Source organism: Citrobacter sp. Cm038 (genome assembly GCF_030333105.1).
Taxonomy (GTDB): Bacteria; Pseudomonadota; Gammaproteobacteria; order Enterobacterales; family Enterobacteriaceae; genus Citrobacter; species Citrobacter murliniae.
This window is the reverse complement of record NZ_JAOWGO010000018.1, coordinates 58,704-85,248: the sequence shown is the minus strand read 5'-3', so window position 1 is coordinate 85,248 and position 26,545 is coordinate 58,704. Positions and strand designations below refer to the sequence as shown.

The window sequence follows — 26,545 nt, the reverse complement described above, 5'->3', positions numbered from 1 at the left end:
CACCCCAGGAGCTTACTGAAGAAAGCGCCTGGGGATTCTCAGTCTTACCGCCTTGATGCAACTTGAATAATTTTGTGTACCAGCGCGTTGCTATTCAAACCTTGAGCGCTCAGACGATACCAGTAGTGACCGTAAATGACCGGGTTTGCTGCGGTTGTACCTCAAGCAAAGTACCGTTTCGCCTGGCAGCCAGGAACCCTTCCGGCCGACAAGTCGCAGGCAGGGCGAATGCTGCCACCTGCTGATCGCCGTTATAAAGGATCCAGCGAGTCACGTAGTTGAGTTCGGAACTGGCAAAACAGGTAACAAACGTGGTGCCATCCGGGGCGATCATCCGGAATTCGGGTTTATCCGTGTATCTGTCCAGCTTGTCAGCAAAGAAGACGATTTCCGGATCGTAAAAGTCAGGTTCATTGAGCGTTGTCAGTGACGCTTCACCTTGTAAGATCCGTTGATTAAACGCCAGCCACTGTTCGGTGGGTTTCACATGTGCCGGAACAGATTCACGCAACTTCAGCGCTTCATCCGGGATATTCTGGCTAAAGGTAGCCTCCGGTACGTACGCATAATTCATGTGGCACATATACTGAAGTGGCATCGCGACAGATGCCAGGTTAGTGACGGCCATCTGAATGTCAAAAAGCGCACTTGCTTTACGCATCACCACCGCAGGCTGCGCCTGATAATGATGACCGAATCCCATCACATACTCACAGCGTCCGGTCACACGCAGGCTATCGCCTTCCAGTTCCAGCCAGGCCTCGTCCATCGCGGCACAGGCCATTTCACCGTGCAACGGGTGAACATCTTCTGGTGACGGACAGCCATTCGCCAGTAACCCGGAATGGAAGGCAAAACAGCCATAAGTCGCGACCACTTCCGTTGCAGGTTTCGGCTGGCTGAACATGTTGTGCATGGTCAGATCGTGACCATCAAACTGAGCATCCCAGATCATCTGCCCCATCCAGGGCAGAATAACCAGGTATCCACGACTGTTCTGGACCTTCAGCCCTTCCACACCGCTGGCATAGCGAAATGCGGTGACAGTGAAATCGCTGTTCTGCATTAGGGTTCGTGGATGTTCGCTAAAGAGCTCCCGCCACAGCGTGATTCGTGTTGTCATGATCGTTCTCCTCAGGATGCAGTTGCTTCAGCCAGACTGCGCACTTTGCTTTCGCGCCAGAAGTAGATCCCCACGTAAACAAAGCACAGCATGGAGACAAGGAAAGAGAGTTGCAGCGAGTGGAACATATCCGCGACATAGCCCTGAATCGCCGGTATCACGGCCGCGCCAACAATGGCCATCACAATCACCGCGCCAGCCATTTCAGTATGTTCGTTATCTACGGTATCCAGCGTGCCGGCATAGATAGTCGCCCAGCAGGGTCCAAACAGCACGCTCACCAGCACCGCAACGTAAACGGCACTAAAGCTCGGTGCCAGGGAGACATAGGCAAGGAACAATGCGCCGATGATAGAGTAAAGAATCAGCACCTTTTCCGGGTTAAAGCGGGTCATCAGAATATTGGCGATAAACTTGCCGATGAAGAAGCAGGCAAAACTGTAGACCATAAAGTTAGAGGCATCACGTTCGTTGATATCGCCCAACTCCAGCGCCAGACGAATAGTGAATGACCATACGGCTACCTGCATCCCCACATACAGGAACTGCGCCACAATGCCACGCCGGAAGCGGGCATTGCTCGCCAGATAGCGCAGCGTGTCCATCGCCGACGGGCGTTTATGGTTCGCGGTTTGCGCCACTTTGCAGGTCGGGAAACGGGTAAGTAGAAACAGCACCATCACGACCACAAGAACCATAATCATATACTTATACGGCTCAAGGGTGTTTTCCAGCATCAGCACTTTGAAGTTATGGATCTGCTCGGCATTCATCCCCGCCATCTGTTTTTCCAGACTATCGCCTTCGGAAAAGACCAGGTATTTACCCAACAAAATGCCGGATGCCGCACCAATCGGGTAAAAGGTCTGGCTGATATTCAGTCGCAACGTGGCATAGGCTTTTGGCCCAATCATCGAACTGTAGGTATTCGCTGCGGTTTCCAGGAAACTCAAACCGATCGCAATCGCGAAGATTGCCGCAAGGAACATGGTGTAGGTTGCCATGTGCGATGCCGGAAAAAAGAGCGTACAGCCAACAATGTATAGCGTCAGGCCAATTAATATCGCCACTTTATAGCTGGTCTTTTTAATCACCAGAGACGCTGGAATCGCAATTAAAAAATAGCCGCCATAAAAGGCGCTCTGAACTAATGCCGAGGCAAAGTTACTGAGTGAAAATACGCTTTTAAATTGCGTAATCAGAATATCATTTAATGCGGCTGCGCATCCCCATAACGGGAATAAACAGGATAACAAAATAAACTGGAACAGAGGGGTCTTATTCAGATACCCATCGGGCATCTGAATGATGTTTTTATCGTTCATAGTGCTACCTTTTACAATGCAGGAGTGTTATTCGTTTAGGGTAAGAAACTCATTAAATTGTTCGATACTCGGATAAGAAGATTGCGTACCTTTTCCGGTGACGCTAAACGCAGCAAAAAGGGCGGCTTTCTTCATGGCGGCTTCGACATCACCACTCTGGACATAATAATGGGCAAAACAACCAATAAAGGCGTCGCCTGCGCCGCTGGTATCGACGGCATTGACGCGAAACGCCGGGACATGTACTTCCTGGTCACGCGTCATCCATAGCGCGCCTTTTTCACCCATTGTCACAATAATATTGTTAAGTCCTTTATCCACCAGGGAACGGGCAGCTGCGCGAATATGGTCATAAGTATCAACCGGCATCCCCGTTAATATTTCAAGTTCGGTTTCATTCGGCACAAAGAAATCACATTTACAAGCGTAGGACATATCTAATTCACGTAATGCTGGTGCGGGATTTAATAACACTTCAATGCCATGCTTTTTACCAAATTCAATCGCGTGATAAACTGTTTCCAGTTGGACTTCCAGTTGCAGGACAATAAGCTGGCATTTTTTTAAATCTTCCGCTGCACGATCGATATCCTCCGGAGAGAGAAATTTGTTCGCCCCTTTAATAATAAGAATGCTGTTACTTGAGTTGGCATTCACAAAGATCGGTGCGACGCCGCTGCTGGTACATGGAACTTTTTCTACATAGGTGGTGTTAATACCCCAGGATTCGAGGTTACGAATGGTGTTATCGGCAAAAATATCATCACCGACTTTCGTCAGCATCAGCACTTTAGAATTGAGTTTCGCGGCCGCAACGGCCTGATTCGCCCCTTTGCCACCACAGCCGATTTTAAACGCCGGTGCTTCCAGGGTTTCCCCTTCTTTCGGCATCTGGTTGGTGTAGGTGATGAGATCCACCATGTTAGAGCCAATAACAGCGATATCCATTTTACTACCTCTCAGAAACAATCACACAACAATGATATTAAAATAACATTATCATGTTACTTTCGTATCATTTGTGATTACGATCGCGATTGGAGGATCATTTTTCTGTTTATTTATTAAACACGAGATTAGCAATTGATTAATCACCCCCTTCTCACAACAATTACAATCTACTGAAATTAAACTGTTTATAATCAAAAAAACGCGAATAAACGCGCTTTTAATTCCCGCCCGTCGGACGTATAGTAATGCAGCAATGTGATGTTCCTTACGACACAAAAATGTTACTAACGGAACATGCACAATATGAATCGCGGAGAAGGTGAATGGAAACCAAGCAAAAAGAACGTATTCGACGCCTGATGGAACTGTTGAAGAAGACCGACCGCATCCATCTGAAAGACGCCGCGCGGATGCTGGAAGTTTCCGTGATGACCATTCGCCGGGATCTCAGCCAGGATGACGAACCGTTACCCCTGACGCTGCTCGGCGGCTATATTGTGATGGTGAACAAACCCGCCACCATCGTTAACGCTCCGCTCCCCGCGCAAAAACCTTATCATCGCGACGATCTACCGGTTGCCATTCTGGCCGCAGGACTGGTGAGTGAAAACGATCTGGTCTTTTTTGATAATGGTGTGGAAATGCCGTTGGTGGTCAGCATGATCCCTGACGATATAACCTTTACCGGGATTTGCTACTCGCACCGGGTGTTTGTGGCGCTGAATGAAAAGCCTAATGCCACAGCGATCCTCTGCGGGGGGACCTATCGGGCGAAAAGTGACGCCTTCTACGACACCAGTAATCCTTCGCCGCTGGACTCACTGAATCCTCGAAAAGTCTTTATCTCCGCCAGCGGTGTACACGAGCACTTCGGCGTCAGTTGGTTTAACCCGGACGACCTCGCCACCAAACGCAAAGCAATGGAGCGCGGGCTCCGTAAAATTTTGCTGACCCGTCACGCCCTTTTTGATGAGGTCGCACCTGCCAGCATTGGTCCGCTTTCCACCTTTGATGTGCTGATCAGCGACCGTCCGTTACCGGCAGATTACGCCACCCACTGCCGGAACGGTTCCGTCAAAGTGATCACCCCCGATTCAGACGGCGACTAAGCTACTCAAAAAAGACGGTAATTTTATTAAACATTGAGGGATCGGACTGGTTACGTGCAACTTTCACTACATCTTCCAGCTTATCTATCTGGCTTATCATCTGTTCCAGACGCTGGTCGTCGTTGACCAATAGCCAGATACGACTCTGATCGCTGCCCTGAATCGGTAGACAGAGAATACCTTCCACGTTAAATGCCCGACGGGCGAACAGGCCGCAAACGTGGGTCATTACGCCGGGGTGGTTACGTACGGTGAGTTCCAGAATTACGTTGTCATGAGTCTGCTGTTGCATGGCTTATTCCCCCACCATTTCTGTGTTTGCCGCACCCGGCGGCACCATCGGGTACACTTTCTCTTCGGCGTCAATGCGCACGTGGATCAGTGCAGGTCCTGGACGATTGATAATCTCCTGCAGCGCCGCCTGTGGGTCTGCTTCGTTGTTCAAATCGCAGGTGTCGAGACCAAAACCGGCGGCAATCTGCATAAAGTTAATCATTCCAGGATAGGTAGCGGCAAAAACCCCCTGTTTGTAGAACAGGCTTTGTTGCTGATACACCAGCCCCAGCGCTTCGTTGTTCATCAGGATAATTTTAATATCCAGCTGATTTTCACTGGCGGTGGCCATTTCCTGAATATTCATCATCAGGCTGCCATCACCAGAGAAACACAGCACTTTTTTATCCGGATTCGCCAGTGCAGCACCAATTGCCGCTGGCAGTCCAAAGCCCATAGTCCCCAGGCCACCGGATGTCAGCCACTGACGCGGACGATTCAGTGGGTAAGCCTGCGCCGCCCACATCTGATGCTGACCCACATCGGTGGTGATGATCGCGCTGTCGTCCACACAGGCAGCAACGGCGTTAATCAGCCCGTAATGGGTGAGTGGGTCGCTTTCCTGCGGAATAGAGCAAGGGAATTCGCGCTGTAAATCGGCCACCATTTGATGCCACTCTTCACGCGGCTGCGCCTCAATCAGAGGGATCAGCTGCGCCAGCACCTCATCGACATCAGCCTGAATCGCCACGTGCGGTTGTTTAATTTTACCCAATTCGGCACGGTCGATATCCACATGAATAATTTTGGCATTCGGACAGAACTGTTCGGTTTTGCCAATCGCCCGGTCATCAAAACGTGCACCAAGAACAATCAACAAATCCGCTTCTTGCAGAATAAAGTTGGTACTGCGCGCACCGTGCATCCCCAGCATACCTAACGACAACGGATGCGCTTTTGGCAGCATGCCGAGCGCCATTAAGGTCATGGTGGTTGGCAACGTCGCTTTTTCTGCCAGCTCGCGCACCCGCGCAGGCGCATTGATGACGCCGCCCCCGAGGTATAACACAGGCCGCTTCGCCGCATTAATCATTGCTGCGGCATCACGGATGCTGTCCGCGTTAAAAGTAGGCGTGGACATTTTTTCGGCCGGTTCAGGCATCTCGTCCAGCTCAATCGTTGCTGTTTGTATGTCCTTAGGAATGTCTATCCACACCGGCCCCGGTCGTCCTGACTGCGCAATGCGGAATGCATCGCTCATAACCTGCGGTAGTTCATTGATATGTCGGACCAGATAGTTGTGTTTAGTGATGGGGATAGAGATGCCGTAGGTGTCGACTTCCTGAAAGGCGTCGGTACCGATCATTGAGGCCGGAACCTGCCCGGTGATACACACCAGCGGGATGGAATCCAGACGCGCATCGGCAATAGCGGTCACCAGGTTGGTTGCGCCTGGCCCACTACAGGCCATACACACAGCGGGTTTACCATCGGTTCTCGCCATTCCCTGGGCGATAAACCCCGCACCCTGCTCGTGGCGCGCCAGGATATGACGGATTTGCGTGCTTTGGCTTAAGGCGTCGTAGACGGGGAGAATCGAACCGCCAGGAATACCGGTGACCACCTTGATACCCTGGCGCTCCAGAAAATGAACGATAAATTCTGCGCCCGTAAAACGCGTACGTTTGGATGTTATGCCCGAACTTGCCATGCTCCAGTCCTTTTTATTCTGGGCCGACTTTACGCGTCGTATTTCAAGTTGCTGGTGCGTTGGCTGCTCGCGTTCCCCTCAGTCACGTACCGATGTACGCTCCTGGAGATTCGCTCACTTGCCGCCTTCCTGCAACCCGAATTACTTAGCGTATCCGGGGAGGTCTCTTAAACGAAAAACCCCGCCCGGTTTGCGCCGGCGGGGTTTTGGAATCGTGTGTTGTTCCGGACCCTACGGCGCATTGCCGACGACCACCACCACACGCACGACGACCGCTGCGCGAGATGGCGCAGTTTTTAGTAGGGTCGCAGTCAGCATGGAAGGGTTCATTAGGGACCTTGTCTGTTTGTTGGTTAACAGGATTCATACAAACACAGCTTTTTCGGCGTGACAATGGAAAATTTTTCATCTGCACAAAAATGCGTCAAAGATCACACTTCACTATATGTGACGCAAAAAACAAAAAACCCCGCCGGAGCGAGGTTTTTTCAGCGTTGTGCGGTTGGTGGCCGCAAAGCACACTGTGTTATGTCAACGGTAAAAGTATACGCGTTCCGCGAAGAACACGCAATTTCGGCACGAATTTTGATGTTTTTGAGTATGGCTTAACGATGGCAGAACGTCCACATAATACTGTTAATTTATACAGTATTTATCTATAATGTCACCGTACGCAATGTGTTATGCGGGGGCCGCATCGTAAACCGGCGCAACAAAGTCCTGGCTGAAACGGGTGGTGCCGTCAGCGCCTGAACCCCGTGTGAGCACACTGTGTTATGTCAACAAAGGTGCTGGTAACAGGCAGCGGCAAGGTACGCCAGCACCGTGCTCCTTGTACCAAAAGGAGAGCGTATGAGCCTCGTGGATATCGCTATTCTTATCCTCAAACTCATTGTTGCAGCACTGCAACTACTTGATGCCGTTCTGAAATACATTAAGTGATTCAGATTCAAGTCGCACCTAAGAGGAGCGGGAAACCGCTCCTCTTTCACTTCTCCCTGGTGCTTGCACCGCGCCAATATGTTACGTTTTTATGACATTCTCAGGGAAGAATACCGCCATGACCCTTTCTGTTTTCTGCATTTTGCTGTTTGCCGCGCTGCTTCATGCCAGCTGGAATGCCATTGTAAAAGCAGGAAACGACAAACTTTACTCAGCCATCAGCGTCAGTGGCTCGGCGGCTGTTATGGCGCTGGTATGTTTACCTTTTGCACCACATCCCTCTGTCGCCAGCCTGCCATATTTAGCGATCTCAACCGCGTTACAGGTGGTGTATACCGTACTGGTTGCTAAAACTTATCAGGTCTCGGACATGAGCCAGACCTATCCCTTAATGCGCGGCACAGCCCCACTGCTGGTCGCTATCATTAGCGTCCTGTTTCTCGGCGATAGCCTGTCGATGCTTGCGTGGGTAGGTATTGCTACGATCTGTCTGGCAATCCTCGGGATGGCATTTAACGGTCGCAGCAGTTCGCAGCGTGGAATTATCCTGGCATTAATCAATGCCTGCTTTATTGCCGGATATACACTGGTGGATGGCACCGGTGTGAGATTATCAGATACCGCGCTGGGCTATACGCTTTGGACGTTCTTTCTGAACGGCTCATGCCTGCTGAGCTGGGCGATGATTGCCCGACGCCGGGAAGCATCGCGCTATCTGGTACAACAGTGGAAAAAAGGGATTCTGGGCGGTATTGGCACCATGGGCTCTTACGGACTGGCGCTGTGGGCGATGACGCAGGCCCCGCTGGCTGTCGTCGCCGCGCTGCGCGAAACGTCTATTCTGTTTGGCGCCCTGCTCGCCTGGCTACTGCTTAAGGAAAAAGTCGCCGGAATACGTCTTATCGCCGCGGGGGGAATTGCTTTGGGGGCAATTTTATTGCGTTTATCCTGATTGCCGGATGGCGGCTACGCCTTACCTATCCTGTCATCGCCATCACCATTCATTCCGGCAACATTTATTGCCGCTTTTTGTTTACATTTCCTGCCGTTCACCTCCCGTTCATTGCAGTTCTGAATATGGTCTTCTTTTTTTAATGTGGTAGATTCCACGCGCATTTACGGGAATTAGCAGCACCTTATTCTTATTTTTTCTGTTTTTGAAAAGTAATCAGCGAAATGAAAAGGCATAGAAGCGTCAATTTGTTGTTGATGTTGGTACTACTGGTGGCGGTCGGACAAATGGCGCAAACCATTTATATCCCCGCTATTGCCGATATGGCGCGTGAACTGAACGTTCGTGAAGGGGCAGTGCAAAGCGTAATGGCCGCTTACCTGCTGACCTACGGCGTGTCACAACTGTTTTACGGCCCTCTTTCTGACCGCGTAGGGCGTCGCCCGGTTATCCTCACCGGGATGTCCATTTTTATGCTGGCAACGCTGGTAGCCATTACAACCCACAGCCTGACGATACTGATTATCGCCAGCGCTATACAGGGAATGGGAACAGGGGTCGGCGGTGTAATGGCGCGAACTTTACCGCGAGATCTGTATGAAGGCACTCAGTTGCGTCATGCCAACAGCTTGTTAAATATGGGGATCCTCGTCAGCCCACTGTTGGCACCGCTGATTGGCGGCATGTTGGATACCCTGTGGAACTGGCGCGCCTGCTATATTTTCCTGTTGATTCTGTGCGCGGGCGTTACCTTTAGCATGGCACGCTGGATGCCTGAAACGCGACCTGCGGGTGCACCTCGCCCACGGCTTATCGCCAGCTACAAAACCTTGTTTGGCAACGGTGCATTCACTTGTTACGTGCTGATGCTGATTGGCGGTCTGGCGGGCGTTGCGGTCTTCGAAGCCTGCTCCGGGGTATTAATGGGCGCTGTTTTAGGCTTAAGCAGCATGGCGGTCAGTATTCTGTTTATTCTGCCTATTCCTGCGGCGTTTTTCGGCGCGTGGTTCGCCGGTCGCCCAAACAAGCGCTTCTCGACGCTGATGTGGCAGTCCGTTACCTGCTGTCTGGTAGCCGGGCTGATGATGTGGATCCCTGGCCTGTTTGACGTGATGAACGTCTGGACACTGCTGGTTCCCGCCGCATTGTTTTTCTTTGGTGCCGGAATGCTGTTCCCGCTGGCAACCAGCGGCGCAATGGAGCCTTTCCCGTTTCTGGCAGGTACAGCCGGAGCGCTGGTCGGCGGTTTACAAAACATTGGTTCCGGCGTGCTGGCATGGCTCTCCGCGATGCTGCCGCAAACCGGACAGGCCAGTCTTGGCCTGCTGATGACCCTTATGGGGCTACTGATTTTTGTGTGCTGGTTGCCGCTGGCATCACGTGTGTCTCATCAGGGGCAGGCGGTTTAAGCGAATGATGGCCCGGTTTATCGCCGGGCTTTTCACACTCCGGCATGATCATCATCTTCATTAACGGTTCCAGCGCCGGACGCCAGGCTCCTTCCTCGCCATCATAAAACTGTGTATTGGTATTGATGGCATAGGGAATTTTCGCTTTCTTCAATTCACATGCCATAAATCTGGCAAACGCGTACTGCGCAGCGGAAGGCGCGTTTTTGATCGTTTCACCGGGTGCCCAGCCACCGACCCAACTGACATGACCCGTTTTCTGCTGCCAGTGAATAGCACTGTTAATTCGGGCACGAATGGCAGCCTTTTCCGCCGTTGTACCCGATGTCCAAGGGTATTTCCCGTTATTTTTTAGCGGCCCCCACGGAAAAATATGCCATTCAGCCAGAACGTAACTCTGACTTTGCGGCGGTAGCTTCAGGTTTGGTAAATCTTCCGGCGCGGCGCGCAGGCGTGGTGCGACAAAAATCATACGCTGCGGGTCGATGGCATGAATCATGCGAATCGTTTTGTCATACACCCGATTGAGGGATGCCTGATTATGATTTAATTTATCGGCAGGTTCATAGATCAGGTCAAAACCCAATAGCGGTGAGCTTTGACCAAAGTAATGCGCCACGGCCACCCACCAGTTAACGACCTCTTTTTCATTTCCGGTAGAAGGGTCTTTTTTGTACTCATCCGCCTGATAAGCAATTATCGGGATCACGCCATATTGCTCACAGGCTTCCACCAGCTTACGCAGATGGATAAGCCTGGCCTCTGTTGGCTCGCCCGCAACGCGAATCCGCACATGAGTTAGCTCCTGCGCCCGAAAATCCCGCACCACCAGCGGATCGAACTCACGGATCCCCCTTTCAGTGCGCGCCCAGTCGACGTCCATTCCTACTCCAAGCTGTTGCGCGTAGTGTTCAGCCGTTAACGGCGGTTCAGCCGCATACACAGCGGCACTGGACAGCAACATGAGAGAAATGAGCGGCTTTAACACGGTTGTCCTCAGGCATTAACCGGGAGTGATATCACGTATTTAGCACAATCTCTGGTATCAGGTGTAGAGCGAAAACGTAATAATTATCATCATACCTGTTCTTGCAGCCAGCCGATAAACGCCTCGATTTTTGGCCACTGTCTGCCTGGCAGCGTGGTGATGTAATAATGCTGGTGACATTTCAGCGCCATATCACCAAAAGGGGCGATCAGCTCACCGCTGTCGAGACGTTTTTGCACCAGCCTCTTTCTCCCCATTGCCACACCAATGTGGTTCATTGCCGCAATCACCGCTAAATCAGAACGATCAAAGCCAATACCAGACGATGTCGGCAAATTCACTGAAAAATGCTGCGCCCAACTGTGCCACTCATCGGTACCCGAGTCGTTGCTCCACGCCTGCCTGTCGTGCAGCAGCGTGCAATGTGGCAGGTTCACCAAAGACCCTGCCAGCTCATAGCGGCGAGCATAGTCCGGGCTGCATACCGGTACTATTGCTTCATCCATCAGAAAATGGTGAGTGAGTTGCGCGGAAGGTGCATCGTCAAAATAGATGGCCAGATCGATCCCGGCTCGTTGCAAATTGACGTTGTCATTCCCGGTCAATATCGTCAGTGAAATCGATGGATAGCGGCGGGTAAAGTCACCGAGAGCCGGAACCAGCCAACACTGGGCAATGGAGGGGCGTGAATAAACGGTGAGCGTCCCTGACAGCTCCTGATTCTTGATATCGAGAATTTCCTGATTGAGTGTATCCAGCGATGATTTCAGCGCCCAGAACACTCGCTTACCTTCATGAGTGAGTTCCACTTTGCGATGTGAACGAACAAACAACTGGATACCCAACTCCTCTTCGAGCTGATTAATACGATGGCTGACGGCGCTCGGGCTTAACGACAGTTCGTCTGCCGCCAGCGCAAAAGACTGATGTCTGGCCGCCACCTCAAAGGTATAGAGTTTTGATAGCTGCCAGCCATTGAGCAGACGATTTCTGACATCACGCAGGGGATCCATATTTACCTCCGTCATCCTGAATTTTTAGCCGGAGTGTAAAAAAACGCGCTGAAAAAATCAGCACAAAGATGATTCAAAGTGAAGCATGTCGCATAAACCAGCCATAATAAGACCTAAATCACCCTTTTGATTCAATTTGGCTCATGTGAAAGGCCAATTTTATCGTTTGTCAGCCCATGCCGTTTTTTTGTCCAATGTAACCTATGTTAATCACAGGGCAAGGTGAGATATGCACTCTCAAATCTGGGTTGTGAGCACGCTGCTGATAAGCATCGTGTTGATCGTTTTGACCATCGTGAAGTTTAAATTCCATCCGTTTCTGGCGCTGCTGTTAGCCAGTTTCTTCGTGGGTACGATGATGGGCATGGGGCCGCTGGATATGGTCAATGCCATTGAGAGTGGCATCGGTGGCACACTGGGATTCCTCGCCGCGGTTATCGGTCTGGGAACCATTCTTGGTAAAATGATGGAGGTTTCTGGCGCAGCGGAACGCATCGGCCTGACGCTTCAACGCTGCCGCTGGCTTTCTGCTGACGTCATTATGGTGCTGGTTGGGCTGATTTGCGGTATTACGCTGTTTGTTGAAGTCGGCGTGGTGCTTCTGATTCCTCTGGCATTTTCAATTGCCAAAAAAACGAATACCTCATTACTGAAGCTGGCTATTCCGCTGTGTACTGCACTGATGGCGGTGCATTGTGTAGTACCGCCACACCCGGCAGCCTTGTTTGTGGCGAATAAACTGGGCGCGGATCTAGGTACTGTTATCGTTTATGGTTTACTTGTTGGACTGATGGCATCCCTGATTGGTGGGCCGCTGTACCTCAAATTCCTCGGTAACCGCCTGCCGTTTAAACCAGTACCAGCCGAGTTTTCCGACCTCAAGGTACGAGACGAAAACACGCTGCCATCACTGAGTGCAACGCTGTTTACCGTACTGCTGCCAATTGGTCTGATGCTGGTGAAAACAGTCGCTGAACTGAACATGGCGAAAGGCAGTACGGTATATACGCTGCTGGAGTTTATCGGTAATCCGATCACAGCAATGTTTATCGCCGTCTTCGTGGCCTATTACATTCTCGGCCTGCGCCAGCATATCGGCATGAGCACACTGCTGACCCATACTGAGAACGGGTTTGGCTCAATTGCCAACATTCTGCTGATTATCGGTGCCGGTGGCGCATTCAACGCTATCCTCAAAAGCAGCGGCCTGGCGGATACCCTGGCACTGATCCTCTCCAACATGCATATGCACCCGATTCTGCTGGCCTGGCTGGTGGCATTGATCCTGCATGCCGCAGTGGGTTCAGCTACGGTAGCGATGATGGGCGCAACGGCGATTGTTGCTCCGATGCTACCGCTCTACCCCAACGTCAGCCCGGAGATCATCACTATTGCCATCGGTTCTGGCGCAATTGGCTGCACAATCGTCACAGATTCTCTCTTCTGGCTGGTGAAGCAGTACTGCGGCGCTACCCTGAATGAGACGTTTAAATACTATACGACCGCGACATTTATCGCGTCGGTGATTGCACTAGCGTGCACATTCCTGCTTTCCTTTATCATCTAAGCGCAAAGAGACGTACTATGGAAAACATGCAAAAACTCATCGCCCAGTATCCTTTAGTGGAGGATCTGGTCGCACTCAAAGAAACGACCTGGTTTAACCCGGGCACCACCTCTCTTGCGGAAGGTTTACCCTACGTGGGTCTGACGGAGCACGATGTGCAGGATGCTCACGCCCGTCTGGCTCGTTTTGCACCGTATTTGGCGAAAGCATTCCCGGAAACCGCTGCAACCGGCGGCATCATCGAGTCTGAGCTAGCCGCTATTCCTGCGATGCAAAAACGTCTGGAAAAAGAGTACGGCCAGAGTATTTGCGGCGAAATACTGCTGAAAAAAGACAGCCACCTGCCAATTTCCGGCTCGATTAAAGCCCGTGGCGGTATTTATGAAGTGCTGACTCACGCCGAAAAACTGGCGCTGGAAGCTGGTCTGCTAACCACCGACGATGATTACAGCATCCTGCTATCTCCTGAGTTCAAACAGTTTTTCAGCCAGTACAGCATCGCGGTAGGCTCAACCGGTAACCTGGGAATGTCGATCGGCATTATGAGCGCCTGCATTGGCTTTAAGGTAACTGTACATATGTCTGCTGACGCCCGTGCATGGAAAAAAGCCAAACTGCGCAGCCACGGAGTAACGGTAGTTGAGTACGAAGAAGATTACGGCGTGGCTGTTGAACAGGGTCGCAAGGCGGCAGAATCCGATCCCAACTGCTTCTTTATCGATGACGAAAACTCCCGCACATTGTTCCTGGGCTATGCGGTTGCCGGACAACGTCTGAAGGCACAGTTTGCACAGCAAGGTCGCGTGGTGGATGCCGAACATCCGTTATTTGTCTATCTACCGTGCGGTGTGGGCGGCGGACCTGGCGGCGTGGCGTTTGGCCTGAAATTAGCGTTCGGCGATAACGTGCACTGCTTCTTTGCTGAGCCAACCCATTCACCGTGCATGCTGCTGGGAGTTTACACCGGGTTGCACGATACGATTTCCGTTCAGGAGATTGGTATCGACAACCTGACCGCGGCAGATGGTCTGGCAGTCGGTCGCGCTTCGGGTTTTGTAGGCCGCGCAATGGAGCGTCTGCTTGATGGCCTGTACACTCTTGATGACCAGACTATGTACGATATGCTGGGCTGGCTGGCACAGGAGGAAGGTATTCGCCTGGAGCCTTCAGCTCTGGCGGGCATGGCCGGTCCTCAGCGCGTATGCAATTCTGCTGACTATCAGCAGATGCACGGATTCAGCGCAGAGCAGCTCAATAACGCCACCCATCTGGTCTGGGCCACCGGCGGCGGTATGGTGCCGGATGAAGAAATGGCGCAGTACCTCGCTAAAGGACGTTAAACGCCGTTGACCTTAACGCAGCATCGCCATCAGTTCCATCGGTGAGCGATGCTGTTTAAGCAAGTCGCGCATGACGCGCATATGCGGGGCGGTGTGGTCAAAGAACGCTTGATAACCTGCGCACAGTCCCCCCTTCCCATCATCACAATATGCCGGGCAATCGCCACGATAGAATTGCAGCAAGGAACATGACTGACAGCGCGTACTCAGCAGCGAAATCGTCTGTCGATCGGCTTGTCCCGTCCGACCACACCACCGATTCAGCGTGTTATCGAACAGTGGAATGGATATTCGAGTAATATCCTCACGAACCCATATATCAAATACCGTATTTAAAAACCGTCCCCAGTCTTCTGAAGAAACAGATTCAGCTGTCAGGTTGCCTTTTTCATCACGTTCAACCAGGGGAATAAACTGCACAGAACGAACGCCGTCTTTCTGTAAGTTTCGATATAAATCAATAGGGTACTGACATTTCTGGTGATCCACCACCACCATCTTAATCCCCCCCTCACTAACATCCATGTCCTCACACCCCGTCATGCAAAATCCCCGATAAATACGATAAGTTGGCGAACGTGTGTTACAGCAAACAATATTGCGAGAGATAACACCGCGAGAGAGATCATAAATTTGTCACGCACCGCACGAGATTCAGAAAAATCGTTATGTGCAACGTCCATCAGATTACGACTGCGGGTATAGCGCCAGAGAATTATCGCCACGATCGCCAGTACACCGAGAGAAACCCAGAAGAGAAATCCCACCTGATGCCAGTTATGCTTCAACGCCAGCGCCATTAATGCGCCGTAGCCAAGAAGAGTTCGAAGCCAGGCAAGCGATGTACGCTCCGGTTGCAGCCCGGGATCGGCAATACGCCGCGATTTACGGCTATCCGGCATACAATACCAGCCCCATCACAATCACCGCGACAAACATCAAAATCAGGCTGATTATCAAAAGGCTATGGGTGTACGGCAAGTCCTCTTTCAGACGCATTGCCTTTTCATTACGCAGCCAGCGCAAGTAACCATAAATCGCCAGACCGCCCGCAAACAAGCACAGCAGCAGAGCCAACAGTTCTCGAATGACCGGCGTGGCGAAATCCGGTGCCAGTTGGTCCAGGCCGACACCCGCGGCCAGAAACCCCAGCGCGGTACGGATCCACGCCAGAAAAGTACGCTCATTTGCCAGCGAGAAACGGTAATCCGGCGCTTCTCCGAGGAGGGAAATCTTCATCACAACTCCTTCAATGTTGTTATCTGGTCGTTATACCGGAACAGTAAAGGAGTATGAACCCGATTCTCAAACGTTAGGCTGCGTAATGTGATTCAGACAAAGGAAAGGCCTACAAAATAGATCTTGTAGGCCTGATAAGAGCAATATCTTCAGTGAGTTAAAATACTTATCCCATTCCCCAGAAAATCACTGCCAGCAGCTGTGGAGTAATAATACGCAGGAACATCACCAGTGGATAAACCGTGGCATAAGAGAGCGCTGCCGCACCGCTGGTAGCATGGAGGTTGTTGGCAAACGCCAGCGCAGGTGGATCGGTCATGGAACCAGCCAGCATTCCGCACAGCGTCAGGTAGTTCATTTTGGCAAAGATACGCGCCAGTATCCCGACGGTAATCAGCGGAATAGCGGTGATAAAGATGCCATAGCCAACCCAACTCAGACCATCTCCCTGCATCAACGTATCGACAAAATCACCACCTGACTTCAGGCCAACTACCGCCAGAAAGAGCACAATACCTAACTCACGCAGCGCCAGGTTGGCGCTCGGCGGCATAAACCAGTACAGCTTGCCGATGCTGCCAATACGTCCAAGTATCAGCGCCATAATCAGCGGACCACCGGCCAGACCTAGCTTTAACGCCACCGGGAAGCCCGGGATAAACAACGGAATGGACCCCAACAAAACCCCAAGCCCGATGCCGATAAACACTGGCAACATCTGCACCTGTTGCAGTTTTTGCTGCGCGTTGCCCACGACATTGGCAACGGCATCGATGGACGAGGGGCGTCCAACCAGATTGAGAATATCCCCAAACTGCAAGCTGGCATCACTGCTGGCGACCAACTCAACGCCCGCACGGTTCAGTCGAGAGATCACCACGTCGTAGCGCTCTTTAAAGTGCAGGTCACGGATCCGTTTACCAAGTACCTGCTCGTTAGTCACCACCACGCGCTCAACGCGCAAATCCGTTCCCCGCGTCGACAGAGAGGTATCCACTTCCTGCCCAATCACGACCTGCGCGTTGTGCAGGTCGGCAGGCTGCCCAACCAGATGTAACAAGTCGCCCAATTGGATAATCGTCCCCGGCGACGGCACCATCAACGTCTCTTCACGTTTCAGGCGTGAGCAGATGATTTTATCGCTATTCAGAATAGGCACATCCTGAATCGCCATATTGTTGAGGTTCGGGTTCTCAACACGAATGTTCATCGTCTGAATCAGCGCATGTCCGTTAGTAAGCGTTGATTCATGCTGCTTAGCCTCTGCCTCAACATTGACGCGAAAAATAAGACGCATCAGCCACATAGTGAGCAAGATACCGCAAATACCGAAAGGATAAGCCATGGCATAGCTCATCCCCATCTGATCTACGATATCAACAGGTGTACCCAAATCGCGCAGAATTTGCTGCCCCGCGCCCAGCGCCGGGGTATTGGTGACCGCACCGGAGAATATTCCCAGCACGACAGGAAGAGGAATGGCAAAAATCTTATGCAGAAGAGCGGTGACCAGCCCCCCCATAATGACGATCAGGACGGCGAAAAGATTCAGGCGTAAGCCCGAAACCCGCAGAGAAGCAAAGAAGCCCGGCCCCACCTGAATTCCGATGGTATACACAAACAGTATCAGGCCAAACTCCTGAATAAAATGCAGCATGTCACCGCTCAGAGTCATCCCTGCCTGATCGACAAAATGCCCGACAATGATACCGCCGAACAGCACGCCCCCGATGCCAAAACCAACACCGCGTATTTTGATGTTGCCGATCCATAACCCGACAACCGCCACCAATGCCAGAACGCTGACCGTCAATGCTATATCACTCATTATCCTGTTCCCTGTGAATAACATCATTAAGTAAATGGATTCTGGCAGAGTACAGGCGCAAAGTATGGGTGGTAAAGCACAAAAAAAGCCCCGTCATTTCTGGCGGGGCAAAGGCAAGGAGCTAATTAGCTATTTAATGCGGGACGTTCGCTAATGGCAATCCGCTGCGGCGGAATAGTTTCTGGCTCATTGCGAATTAAATCGATGTGCAGCAAGCCATTAGTGAAGCTTGCGCCGGAGACTTCCATATTTTCTGCCAGAGTAAAACTCAGGCTAAAGGACTGAGTTACCAGCCCCTGGTGCAGCCATTTGGTCTCTTTATCCGGCTGCTGCGGCGTGCCTTTCACGGTCAGGCGAGTGCCTTCCAGTTGAATATCCAGATCTTCCTGGCGGAAACCAGCTAACGCAAGGGTAATGCGGTAGTGGTTATCATCGCTCTTTTCGATGTTATAGGGTGGGAAGCTCTGGCTTTCACCGCTGTTTTGCAAAGCATTGGCCAGTTTGTCAAAACCAATCCATTGACGCAGCAGTGGGGATAAGTCGTAATTACGCATAGTCATTTCTCCTTCTAAGAAGCGAGTAAGTACCTGCGAATCCAAGGATTCGCATATGCTCCCTGACGGCGAGCATGGGATAGCAGGCCGCCTGACGCGGCCCAACAGAATTAGTTGATTTCGATACGGCGCGGTTTGTTCGCTTCCGGGATCACGCGCTCAAGCTCGATATACAGCAGACCGTTCACCAGGTTTGCACCACGAACATGAATGTTCTCAGCCAACTGGAACTTGCGTTCAAAGTTGCGCTCGGCAATACCCTGATACAGGTAAGTACGTTCTTTTTGCTCGTCCGCATGAGCGCCTTTTACCACCAGCAAATTATCCTGGGCGGTAATCTCCAGCTCGCTTTCAGCAAAGCCCGCAACGGCAATCGCAATGCGATAATGGTTTTCGTCTACCAGCTCAACGTTATACGGAGGGTAGCCACCATTGCTCTGGCTCTGATTGCTTTCCAGAAGGTTAAACAGACGATCAAAACCAATTGCAGAACGGTACAGTGGGGATAAGTCAAAGTTACGCATAATCAATAGCTCCTGAAATCAGCGAGAATGTTAGACCTTCCATCATGGACAGGTCAGGTAGCCAGGACACCCATCAGGCGTGCCCTTCATGTGTCTACATCCTAAAAATGGGTCTTAATACAAACTTTTCAAGCGTATTCATCTGACTTTTTTTGCAGTTTGTTGTCTATTGCATACACTGGGTGGACAGTCGTTGTCGTTAGAGTGCGATAGCCGCCGTAGTGCGACATGATGGTGACGTTATTTTTCGCAATGGATCGCGATAACTCATCAGGCAAATACCGATGATTAACAGATGAATAAATGATGATAAAAAAAATGTTGTTAACAGTGATAATGTACAGCGCGATGGTCTTAGTGAGTGGCTGCTCCAGCGTAATGTCGCATACCGGGGGCAAAGAGGGGACCTATCCTGGCACTCGCGCCAGCGCTACGATGATAAGCGAAAGCGATACAAACTGGGGAACAAAGTCGCTGGCCATTCTGGATATGCCATTTACCGCTGTCCTGGATACGATACTACTCCCGTGGGATCTTTTCCGTTCAGATAACTCAGTCAGATCACGCGTAGAAAGGAGTGAGGAGAGAACGCAAGTCACCAACTCCGTTATCCCCCCGGCGAGTATGCCCGCCCCTTAAGTTACCGCCCGGTTTCCGCCACCCATAGCTGACGGAAACCCTCGACATCCTCCATCCACGCGACCTGTTGACCATCAGGTGAGAACACGATCGCATCTGCGGAAGGTGGATTACCGTGACGCTCGGTTAAATAATCAATTTTTCCGGTCTGCGCATCACAGCAGACAATTCGATTTTCCAGCACAAATCCCAGCCATTTTCCCGACGGATGCCAGTTGAACGCTGACTGAATATCCGTAGTACATCGCGTAAGCTGACGAGGTACACCGCCCTGTGGTGAGATCAGCCACAGCTGCACAACACCGCTATCATCACGCATCAGAAACGCAATTTCAGACGCCTTTGGATTACTGCGCACCCAATGGCGGGGCTGATTCACCAGCCCAGGAAAGGCGCGGTTATGTGTAAACGTCAGGCGACGCTGAGCCACACCAGATGGCGGTGCTGGCATTGTCGATTCAGTCCCTTCCAGAGGCGCATAACCTGGCTGTTTCCAGCCGCCTTCATTCCTCGGTGTATCAACGATGAACAGCTCCGGAACTTTCTCGCCATTTACAGACAACGTGTCACCAATAAACGCCAGCGTATGATTTCCCACCCAACCTTCTTCGTAGGCGCGGTTTATCTCATCGCTGCCCGGCCGTGGCGCAAACGTAGTCTGGCTCACCAGTACGCACCAGTAGCTACCGCTGTACTCACGCGGGTGCTGTGCGGACACATTCACCGGCCCATAAGGTGCAGCCACCCCAACGTTACGTAAATCCAGCGCCGGATCGCGTTCATGCAATACATGGTCGTTGTAGGTGAAGCTGACAAACTCTCCGTTCGGGCTGAAGACATGGACATGACTACCGCCGCGCAACGCTCCTGGCGTGTACGGCGAGGTAATATCCATAGCATCCAGATTAACCACCCCACGCGGTCCAGCAATCACGCCACGGCGATGATGGAAATCGTAACGCCAGTGTTCATCTGGATTCTCAGGCCCATGAATAAAAACATATTTTTCCGATTTTGGATGAACGGTCACTACGCCGACATGCGCCCCCTGCGTAGCGCGATAAACCACCTCAAGCTCGCCGGTTTGAATATTAACGCGTTCAATCGTCTCGCCGGTAAACGATGCGCCGGAAGGACGAACATCAAAAACCAGCCACTGGCTGTCCGGGGTCCAGGTGTTGATATTGGTAAGCTGATGATTACGCGGCGTAAAGGTGATTTGCTTCATGAAGAGCCCTGATACAAGACGATTTAAGCAATCATACTTCACAAGGACTTCACTTTCAGGCTTTAGCGTATCGCTATCTTAATTATTGCGGACAGAAAGATGGAACATTTTGACGTAGCGATTATCGGCTTAGGCCCGGCAGGTGCAACGCTGGCGCGACAGTTGAGCGGAAAAATGCGTGTGATTGCACTGGATAAAAAACGCCAGTGTGGAAATGAAGGATTTACCAAACCTTGCGGTGGTTTGCTTGCTCCTGATGCCCAGAGATCGTTTATCCGCGACGGAATTACGCTACCCGTTGATGTCATCGCCAACCCGCAGATTTTTAGTGTTAAAACGATCGATACAGCGGCATCACTAACGCGCAATTACCAGCGTAGCTACATCAACATTAACCGACATGCTTTTGATTTATGGCTGAAATCTCTTATTCCTGATGATGTGAGAATTTACCACGACAGCCTGTGTCGAAAAATCTGGCACGAGGACGGTAAATGGCATGTGATATTCCGCGCAGACGGTTGGGAACAGCAGATTACAGCCCGTTATCTGGTCGGTGCCGACGGAGCGAATTCACTGGTGCGCCGTCATCTCTACCCACAACATCAAATCCGTAAATATGTCGCCATTCAGCAGTGGTTTGCTGAACAACATCCCGTACCGTTTTACTCGTGTATTTTTGATAACGATGCTACGGACTGTTATTCCTGGAGTATCAGCAAAGACGGATTTTTTATCTTCGGTGGCGCATACCCAATGAAGGATGGTCAGGCACGCTTTGAAGCGCTGAAAACAAAGATGGAGACGTTCCATTTTCAGTTCGGTAAACCGGTAAAAAGCGAGAAATGCACGGTGCTGTTCCCATCACGCTGGTCGGACTTTGTCTGCGGTGAAAAAAACGCATTTCTGATTGGTGAAGCTGCCGGATTTATCAGCGCCAGCTCGCTGGAGGGAATTAGCTATGCGCTGGACAGCGCGGAGATCCTGAAATGCGTACTCCTGCAGGGAGCGCCAGATATCAATAACGCTTACCGCAAAGCCACCCGCAAACTGCGTATCAAGCTGTATGGCAAGATCCTTAAGAGTCGGGCATTAACATCAGCACAAGCACGTAAATGGATAATGCAAAGCGGCGTTGCACATATCCCGTCAGGTCAGGAAGAGCAGCCCACCGTGACACCCGGCGGGCTGATTGAAGAGCATTAACCTACGCGTTTCACATCACCAACCAGCAGGATGTATGACATCGCGCCAATCAGGGCAACAGCGGAGATATAGACCAGCGCGGGCTGTAAATAAAAGTGGCTGACTTATTTCAGCGCAAACTTCTCAATGGCATACGCCACGCCGTCTTCAAGGTTGGATTTCGTCACGAAGTTGGCAATCTCTTTCACAGACGGAATGGCGTTGTCCATTGCAACACCCATACCTGCGTACTCGAGCATCGCGATGTCATTTTCCTGATCGCCTATCGCCATGACCTCTTCGGCTTTGATTCCCAGCGCATCCGCCAGTGATTTTACACCGGTGCCTTTATTGACACGTTTATCCAGAATTTCGAGGAAGTACGGCGCACTTTTCAGCACGGTATACTTTTCTTTCACTTCAGCCGGAATACGCGCTATCGCTTTATCGAGGATCTCTGGCTCGTCAATCATCATCACTTTCAGGAACTGGGTTGCCGGATCCATCTTCTCTGCTTCGCAGAACACCAGCGGAATGGTCGCGACAAAAGATTCATGCACCGTATAGTAACTAATATCGCGGTTAGCCGTATAAAGCGTGTTGCGATCGAGTGCGTGGAAGTGTGACCCCACTTCACGAGACAGCTGTTCCAGGTAACGATAATCATCATAGCTCAGCGCCGTTTGTGCAACGGTACTGCCATCCCCCGCTTTCTGCACCAGCGCACCGTTGTAGGTAATGCAGTAGTCACCGGGTTGTTCCATGTGAAGTTCTTTCAGGTAGCTATGGACGCCGGCATACGGGCGACCCGTGGTCAGCACCACGTTTATACCACGCGCGCGCGCAGCGGCAATCGCCGTTTTGACCGCAGGTGAAATGGTGTGATCGGGCAGCAGAAGTGTGCCATCCATATCGATAGCAATAAGTTTGATAGCCATGAGTTCCCCGGATTAAATGAGTCCATCCTCATGCTAACGCGATTCCGCTCAAAAAACAGCAACGAAAAAGGGATAGGAAGAGGAACCAGGATTCCCCTTTTGTGGGCAAAAAAATACCCGATTGCACAACACAACCGGGTAGATTCATCCAGGATAACGATTAGATATCGATGTTTGCCGCTTTCAGGGCGTTCTCTTCGATAAACGCACGACGCGGTTCAACGGCGTCACCCATCAACGTAGTGAACAACTGGTCAGCAGCAATCGCGTCTTTCACCGTCACGCGCAGCATGCGGCGGCTTTCCGGATCCATGGTGGTTTCCCACAGCTGTTCCGGGTTCATTTCACCCAGACCTTTATAACGCTGAATAGACAAACCACGACGGGACTCTTTCACCAGCCAGTCCAGTGCCTGCTCGAAGCTGGCAACAGGCTGACGACGCTCACCACGTTCGATAAACGCATCGTCTTCGATCAGGCCGCGCAGTTTCTCACCCAACGTGCAAAGACGACGGTATTCACCACCAGTCACAAACTCATGCTCCAGCGGGTAATCGGTATCAACACCGTGAGTACGTACGCGGATCACCGGTTCGAACAGGTTCAGTTCAGCGTCCTTACGCACGATGCTATTCCAGGTGCTACCGTGCATTTCATTTTCATTCAGCACGTTAACCAGCTGAGAAACCCAGGCCGTTACTTTAGCTTCATCAGCCAGATCGGCTTCAGCCAGCGTCGGTTGGTACACCAGTTCCTTCAGCAGTGAGCGAGGATAGCGACGCTCCATGCGACCAATCATTTTCTGCGTAGCATTGTACTCAGAGACCAGTTTTTCCAGTGCTTCACCTGCCAGCGCCGGAGCGTGGGCATTTGTATGCAACGTAGCACCATCAAGGGCGATAGAGATCTGGTATTGATCCATCGCTTCATCATCTTTGATGTACTGTTCCTGCTTCCCTTTCTTCACTTTGTACAGCGGCGGCTGGGCAATGTAGACGTGGCCACGCTCTACGATTTCCGGCATCTGACGATAGAAGAAGGTCAACAGCAGCGTACGGATGTGCGAGCCGTCGACGTCCGCATCGGTCATGATGATAATGCTGTGGTAGCGCAGTTTATCCGGGTTGTACTCGTCGCGACCGATGCCGCAACCGAGCGCAGTAATCAGCGTCGCCACTTCCTGAGAAGAGAGCATCTTGTCGAAGCGTGCCTTCTCAACGTTGAGGATTTTACCTTTCAGCGGCAGAATCGCCTGGTTCTTACGGTTACGCCCCTGCTTCGCAGAGCCGCCCGCGGAGTCCCCTTCCACCAGGTACAGTTCAGAGTGGGCCGGGTCACGCTCCTGACAGTCTGCCAGTTTGCCCGGCAGACCCGCTAAGTCCAGCGCGCCTTTACGGCGAGTCATTTCACGAGCACGACGTGCAGCTTCGCGCGCGCGCGCAGCGTCGATGATTTTGCCAACGACGATTTTCGCGTCCGACGGATTTTCCAGCAGGTATTCGCTCAGCAGTTCGTTCATCTGCTGTTCTACCGCTGATTTAACCTCGGAGGAGACCAGCTTGTCTTTGGTCTGCGAAGAGAATTTCGGATCCGGCACTTTTACGGAAACAACGGCAATCAAACCTTCACGGGCATCGTCACCAGTGGCACTGACTTTCGCTTTTTTGCTGTAGCCTTCTTTGTCCATGTAGGCGTTCAGAGTACGGGTCATCGCCGCACGGAAGCCTGCAAGGTGAGTACCGCCATCACGCTGCGGAATGTTGTTGGTGAAGCAGTAGATGTTTTCCTGGAAACCATCATTCCACTGCAGCGCAACTTCAACGCCGATACCGTCTTTTTCAGTAGAGAAGTAGAAGATATTCGGGTGGATCGGCGTTTTATTTTTGTTGAGGTATTCAACAAACGCCTTAATGCCGCCTTCGTAGTGGAAATGGTCTTCTTTGCCGTCGCGCTTATCACGCAGGCGGATGGATACGCCGGAGTTCAGGAATGACAGCTCGCGCAGGCGTTTCGCCAGAATATCGTATTCAAATTCAACGACATTGGTGAAAGTTTCATGGCTTGGCCAGAAACGTACCTGGGTACCCGTAGCTTCGGTCTCACCGGTTACCGCCAGCGGCGCTTGCGGCACGCCGTGCACGTAAGTTTGCTGATGCACTTTGCCTTCACGACGAATCACCAGCTCCAGTTTCTGCGACAGGGCGTTAACCACGGAAACACCTACGCCGTGCAGACCGCCGGACACTTTATAAGAGTTATCATCGAATTTACCGCCTGCGTGCAGAACGGTCATGATAACTTCTGCCGCCGAAACGCCCTCTTCAGGGTGAATCCCGGTTGGGATACCACGGCCATCATCGGTAACGGACACGGAGTTGTCAGCGTGAATCGTCACGACGATATCTTTACAGTGACCCGCGAGCGCTTCGTCGATAGCGTTATCTACCACCTCGAATACCATGTGGTGCAGACCGGTGCCGTCATCCGTGTCGCCGATATACATACCCGGGCGCTTACGCACCGCATCCAGTCCTTTCAGGACTTTGATACTGGAGGAGTCATAAGAATTCGACATCAACGTTTCTCGCTCATTTTATCTTGGGTTAATCCGTTATTTTACCCTTTTCCACGGTGAACATCTTCGAATTTTTGTCCGACATGTCCAGAACGTGTTCAGCGCTAATTGCGCTGACAAAGACCTGAGATTGCGTGGCTTTTAAGCGACTGGCAAGCAGTCCGCGACGCGCATCATCCAGTTCAGAGGCAAAATCATCTATCAGGTACAGGCAGCGCCGTCCGCTTTCACGGGTCAGGAACTCCCCTTGCGCCAGACGCAAGGCGCACATCAGCAGCTTTAACTGTCCACGAGACAACGTATCTTCCACCGGCGCACCGTCAGCGCGTATACGGAAATCCGCTTTATGCGGACCGTGCGCGGTGTAAGTCAACATGCGGTCACGTTCAAAACTGCGTTCCAGCACCTCTGCGTAATCAGTCTCTTTCTCCCAGCCACGCTGGAAAGAGAAAGAGAGAGAGAACTCGGGAAGAAACTGCTGGCAGGTATCCGCCATATCCTGCGCGATACCGGCGCTGTACTCCGCGCGCCAGGTACTGATTTGTTCCGCCAGCGGGATCAGTTCTTTATCCCACGGACGTAGTTGCTCATAACGACTCACCTGGCGCAGCGCCGCATTGCGCTGCTTGAGCAGACGCTTAAGGTTGCTCCAGGCGGTGAAAAATCCGGCTTCATTGTGAAAGCACCCCCAGTCAAGGAATGCTCTCCTGTATTTGGGGCCGCCGTTGAGTAAAGTAAACCCCTCAGGCGTGATCAACTGCATCGGCATCAAGTGCGCCAGTTCAGCAACCTTGTGACCGTCGGTGCCGTCAATACGCACTTTGCTGTCACCCAGCTTATCTTTTGTCAGGCCAATCGACGTTTCACGCTCCGTACCCTGCAAACGCCCGTGTAATACAAACGACTCCTGCTCGTGACGAATGACACGACCAATCTGCAAACTGCGAAACGCCCGACCGTGGCCCAGCGTATAGATAGCTTCCAGCACGCTGGTTTTGCCGCTGCCGTTAGCTCCTACCAGGAAGTTAAAGCCAGGAGATAAAGCAAGATCCGCGCTTTCAATATTGCGGAAATCTTTAATGAGAAGGCGCGTTAGTGACATATCAGGGTTTCTTCAGGCCAGGGCGATCGG

General features: G+C 51.7%; 26 protein-coding genes, 1 pseudogene and 1 other annotated feature. Of the genes and pseudogenes, 8 read left to right on the top strand and 19 right to left on the bottom strand.

Annotated features, from left to right (window positions below; translation table 11 throughout):
• Nucleotides 1-109 precede the first annotated feature (109 nt).
• Genes OGY01_RS09280 through rbsK form a run of 3 tightly spaced genes read right to left on the bottom strand, consistent with a single transcriptional unit; the run spans nt 110 to nt 3,396 of the window.
• On the bottom strand, nt 110-1,123 hold the full coding sequence (locus OGY01_RS09280; protein WP_045448905.1) for an aldose 1-epimerase family protein: 1,014 nt from the start codon (nt 1,121-1,123) through the stop codon (nt 110-112).
• An 11-nt stretch (nt 1,124-1,134) separates the two neighbouring features.
• Nucleotides 1,135-2,448 (bottom strand): L-fucose:H+ symporter permease, encoded by a 1,314-nt coding sequence (gene fucP / locus OGY01_RS09275; RefSeq protein ID WP_045448907.1) that lies wholly within the window; start codon nt 2,446-2,448, stop codon nt 1,135-1,137.
• Between the two features lie 27 nt (nt 2,449-2,475).
• Nucleotides 2,476-3,396 (bottom strand): ribokinase, encoded by a 921-nt coding sequence (rbsK, locus tag OGY01_RS09270; protein ID WP_045448909.1) that lies wholly within the window; start codon nt 3,394-3,396, stop codon nt 2,476-2,478.
• A gap of 326 nt (nt 3,397-3,722) precedes the next feature.
• Between rbsK and OGY01_RS09265 the strand changes: the two genes are divergently transcribed.
• A complete protein-coding gene (locus tag OGY01_RS09265) occupies nt 3,723-4,508 on the top strand; it encodes a DeoR family transcriptional regulator (protein ID WP_200042392.1) in 786 nt (261 codons plus the stop codon).
• Nucleotide 4,509: 1 nt separating this feature from the next.
• Here the strand turns inward: OGY01_RS09265 and ilvN are convergent, their stop codons facing one another.
• The 3 genes from ilvN to ivbL all read right to left on the bottom strand — a co-directional run bounded on the left by ilvN (nt 4,510) and on the right by ivbL (nt 6,822).
• A complete protein-coding gene (gene ilvN / locus OGY01_RS09260; protein ID WP_045448917.1) occupies nt 4,510-4,800 on the bottom strand; it encodes an acetolactate synthase small subunit in 291 nt (96 codons plus the stop codon).
• 3 nt (nt 4,801-4,803) lie between these two features.
• Nucleotides 4,804-6,492 carry an acetolactate synthase large subunit gene (gene ilvB, locus OGY01_RS09255; RefSeq protein WP_048223182.1) on the bottom strand — a complete coding sequence of 563 codons (1,689 nt, stop codon included), beginning with the start codon at nt 6,490-6,492 and terminating at the stop codon, nt 4,804-4,806.
• A gap of 231 nt (nt 6,493-6,723) precedes the next feature.
• Nucleotides 6,724-6,822, bottom strand: a complete 99-nt coding sequence (ivbL, locus tag OGY01_RS09250) for an ilvB operon leader peptide IvbL (protein WP_003827118.1) — start codon at nt 6,820-6,822, stop codon at nt 6,724-6,726.
• Nucleotides 6,823-7,344: 522 nt separating this feature from the next.
• On the opposite strand from ivbL, the gene tisB reads away from it, so the two are divergent.
• The 3 genes from tisB to emrD all read left to right on the top strand — a co-directional run bounded on the left by tisB (nt 7,345) and on the right by emrD (nt 9,795).
• Nucleotides 7,345-7,434 carry a type I toxin-antitoxin system toxin TisB gene (gene tisB / locus OGY01_RS09245; RefSeq protein WP_003840643.1) on the top strand — a complete coding sequence of 30 codons (90 nt, stop codon included), beginning with the start codon at nt 7,345-7,347 and terminating at the stop codon, nt 7,432-7,434.
• Between the two features lie 118 nt (nt 7,435-7,552).
• Nucleotides 7,553-8,386, top strand: coding sequence for an EamA family transporter (locus tag OGY01_RS09240; protein WP_048223184.1), 834 nt, complete (start codon nt 7,553-7,555; stop codon nt 8,384-8,386).
• Between the two features lie 224 nt (nt 8,387-8,610).
• A complete protein-coding gene (gene emrD / locus OGY01_RS09235; RefSeq protein WP_045448926.1) occupies nt 8,611-9,795 on the top strand; it encodes a multidrug efflux MFS transporter EmrD in 1,185 nt (394 codons plus the stop codon).
• On the opposite strand, the gene OGY01_RS09230 is transcribed toward emrD, so the two are convergent.
• A complete protein-coding gene (locus tag OGY01_RS09230; protein ID WP_048223187.1) occupies nt 9,722-10,783 on the bottom strand; it encodes a cellulase family glycosylhydrolase in 1,062 nt (353 codons plus the stop codon). The two genes, emrD and OGY01_RS09230, sit on opposite strands and share 74 nt — an antisense overlap.
• An 89-nt stretch (nt 10,784-10,872) precedes the next feature.
• Complete coding sequence (gene dsdC, locus OGY01_RS09225; protein WP_045448930.1) at nt 10,873-11,796, bottom strand: DNA-binding transcriptional regulator DsdC; 924 nt, start codon at nt 11,794-11,796, stop codon at nt 10,873-10,875.
• 229 nt (nt 11,797-12,025) lie between these two features.
• Here dsdC and dsdX point away from each other — a divergent pair, with 229 nt between their 5' ends.
• Nucleotides 12,026-13,363: a D-serine transporter DsdX gene (gene dsdX / locus OGY01_RS09220; protein ID WP_286492937.1), complete on the top strand. Its 1,338-nt coding sequence runs from the start codon at nt 12,026-12,028 to the stop codon at nt 13,361-13,363.
• Between the two features lie 17 nt (nt 13,364-13,380).
• Complete coding sequence (gene dsdA / locus OGY01_RS09215) at nt 13,381-14,703, top strand: D-serine ammonia-lyase (protein WP_045448935.1); 1,323 nt, start codon at nt 13,381-13,383, stop codon at nt 14,701-14,703.
• Nucleotides 14,704-14,715: 12 nt separating this feature from the next.
• On the opposite strand, the gene OGY01_RS09210 is transcribed toward dsdA, so the two are convergent.
• The 6 genes from OGY01_RS09210 to ibpA form a co-directional block, all read right to left on the bottom strand.
• Nucleotides 14,716-15,246, bottom strand: a complete 531-nt coding sequence (locus tag OGY01_RS09210; RefSeq protein WP_225761327.1) for a radical SAM protein — start codon at nt 15,244-15,246, stop codon at nt 14,716-14,718.
• Complete coding sequence (locus tag OGY01_RS09205; protein WP_045448937.1) at nt 15,243-15,605, bottom strand: DUF202 domain-containing protein; 363 nt, start codon at nt 15,603-15,605, stop codon at nt 15,243-15,245. Before OGY01_RS09205 ends, OGY01_RS09210 begins: the two co-directional genes overlap by 4 nt.
• Nucleotides 15,595-15,942: a YidH family protein gene (locus tag OGY01_RS09200; RefSeq protein WP_045448938.1), complete on the bottom strand. Its 348-nt coding sequence runs from the start codon at nt 15,940-15,942 to the stop codon at nt 15,595-15,597. The genes OGY01_RS09205 and OGY01_RS09200 overlap by 11 nt, the downstream gene beginning before the upstream one ends.
• Nucleotides 15,943-16,108: 166 nt before the next feature.
• On the bottom strand, nt 16,109-17,770 hold the full coding sequence (locus OGY01_RS09195) for a putative transporter (protein ID WP_045448941.1): 1,662 nt from the start codon (nt 17,768-17,770) through the stop codon (nt 16,109-16,111).
• 125 nt (nt 17,771-17,895) lie between these two features.
• Nucleotides 17,896-18,324 (bottom strand): small heat shock chaperone IbpB, encoded by a 429-nt coding sequence (gene ibpB / locus OGY01_RS09190; protein WP_045448943.1) that lies wholly within the window; start codon nt 18,322-18,324, stop codon nt 17,896-17,898.
• Nucleotides 18,325-18,434: 110 nt separating this feature from the next.
• On the bottom strand, nt 18,435-18,848 hold the full coding sequence (gene ibpA / locus OGY01_RS09185) for a small heat shock chaperone IbpA (RefSeq protein WP_045448945.1): 414 nt from the start codon (nt 18,846-18,848) through the stop codon (nt 18,435-18,437).
• Nucleotides 18,842-18,914: a sequence feature (ROSE (Repression Of Heat Shock gene Expression) occurs in the 5'-region of heat shock genes and acts as an RNA thermometer to modulate expression.), on the bottom strand. (Overlaps the previous gene by 7 nt.)
• A 240-nt stretch (nt 18,915-19,154) precedes the next feature.
• On the opposite strand from ibpA, the gene OGY01_RS09180 reads away from it, so the two are divergent.
• Entirely contained in the window at nt 19,155-19,487 is a 333-nt protein-coding gene (locus OGY01_RS09180) for a YceK/YidQ family lipoprotein (RefSeq protein WP_190284582.1), read from the top strand.
• A gap of 1 nt (nt 19,488) precedes the next feature.
• On the opposite strand, the gene OGY01_RS09175 is transcribed toward OGY01_RS09180, so the two are convergent.
• Complete coding sequence (locus OGY01_RS09175; protein WP_286492936.1) at nt 19,489-20,715, bottom strand: YidR family protein; 1,227 nt, start codon at nt 20,713-20,715, stop codon at nt 19,489-19,491.
• A gap of 99 nt (nt 20,716-20,814) precedes the next feature.
• Between OGY01_RS09175 and cbrA the strand changes: the two genes are divergently transcribed.
• The gene (gene cbrA / locus OGY01_RS09170) at nt 20,815-21,921 is read left to right on the top strand and encodes a colicin M resistance lipid reductase CbrA (protein ID WP_200011127.1); all 1,107 of its coding nucleotides are present in this window, start codon (nt 20,815-20,817) and stop codon (nt 21,919-21,921) included.
• Here cbrA and OGY01_RS09165 read toward each other — a convergent pair.
• From OGY01_RS09165 to recF, 4 genes and pseudogenes are all read right to left on the bottom strand, one after another.
• Nucleotides 21,918-22,004 (bottom strand): annotated as a pseudogene (locus OGY01_RS09165) (hypothetical protein); the annotation flags it as partial. The gene cbrA and the pseudogene OGY01_RS09165 overlap by 4 nt on opposite strands.
• Before the next feature lie 21 nt (nt 22,005-22,025).
• Complete coding sequence (gene yidA / locus OGY01_RS09160) at nt 22,026-22,838, bottom strand: sugar-phosphatase (RefSeq protein ID WP_045448953.1); 813 nt, start codon at nt 22,836-22,838, stop codon at nt 22,026-22,028.
• A 160-nt stretch (nt 22,839-22,998) separates the two neighbouring features.
• Nucleotides 22,999-25,413: a DNA topoisomerase (ATP-hydrolyzing) subunit B gene (gene gyrB, locus OGY01_RS09155; RefSeq protein ID WP_045448955.1), complete on the bottom strand. Its 2,415-nt coding sequence runs from the start codon at nt 25,411-25,413 to the stop codon at nt 22,999-23,001.
• A 28-nt stretch (nt 25,414-25,441) separates the two neighbouring features.
• Nucleotides 25,442-26,515 carry a DNA replication/repair protein RecF gene (recF, locus tag OGY01_RS09150; RefSeq protein ID WP_045448956.1) on the bottom strand — a complete coding sequence of 358 codons (1,074 nt, stop codon included), beginning with the start codon at nt 26,513-26,515 and terminating at the stop codon, nt 25,442-25,444.
• Nucleotides 26,516-26,545 lie beyond the last annotated feature (30 nt).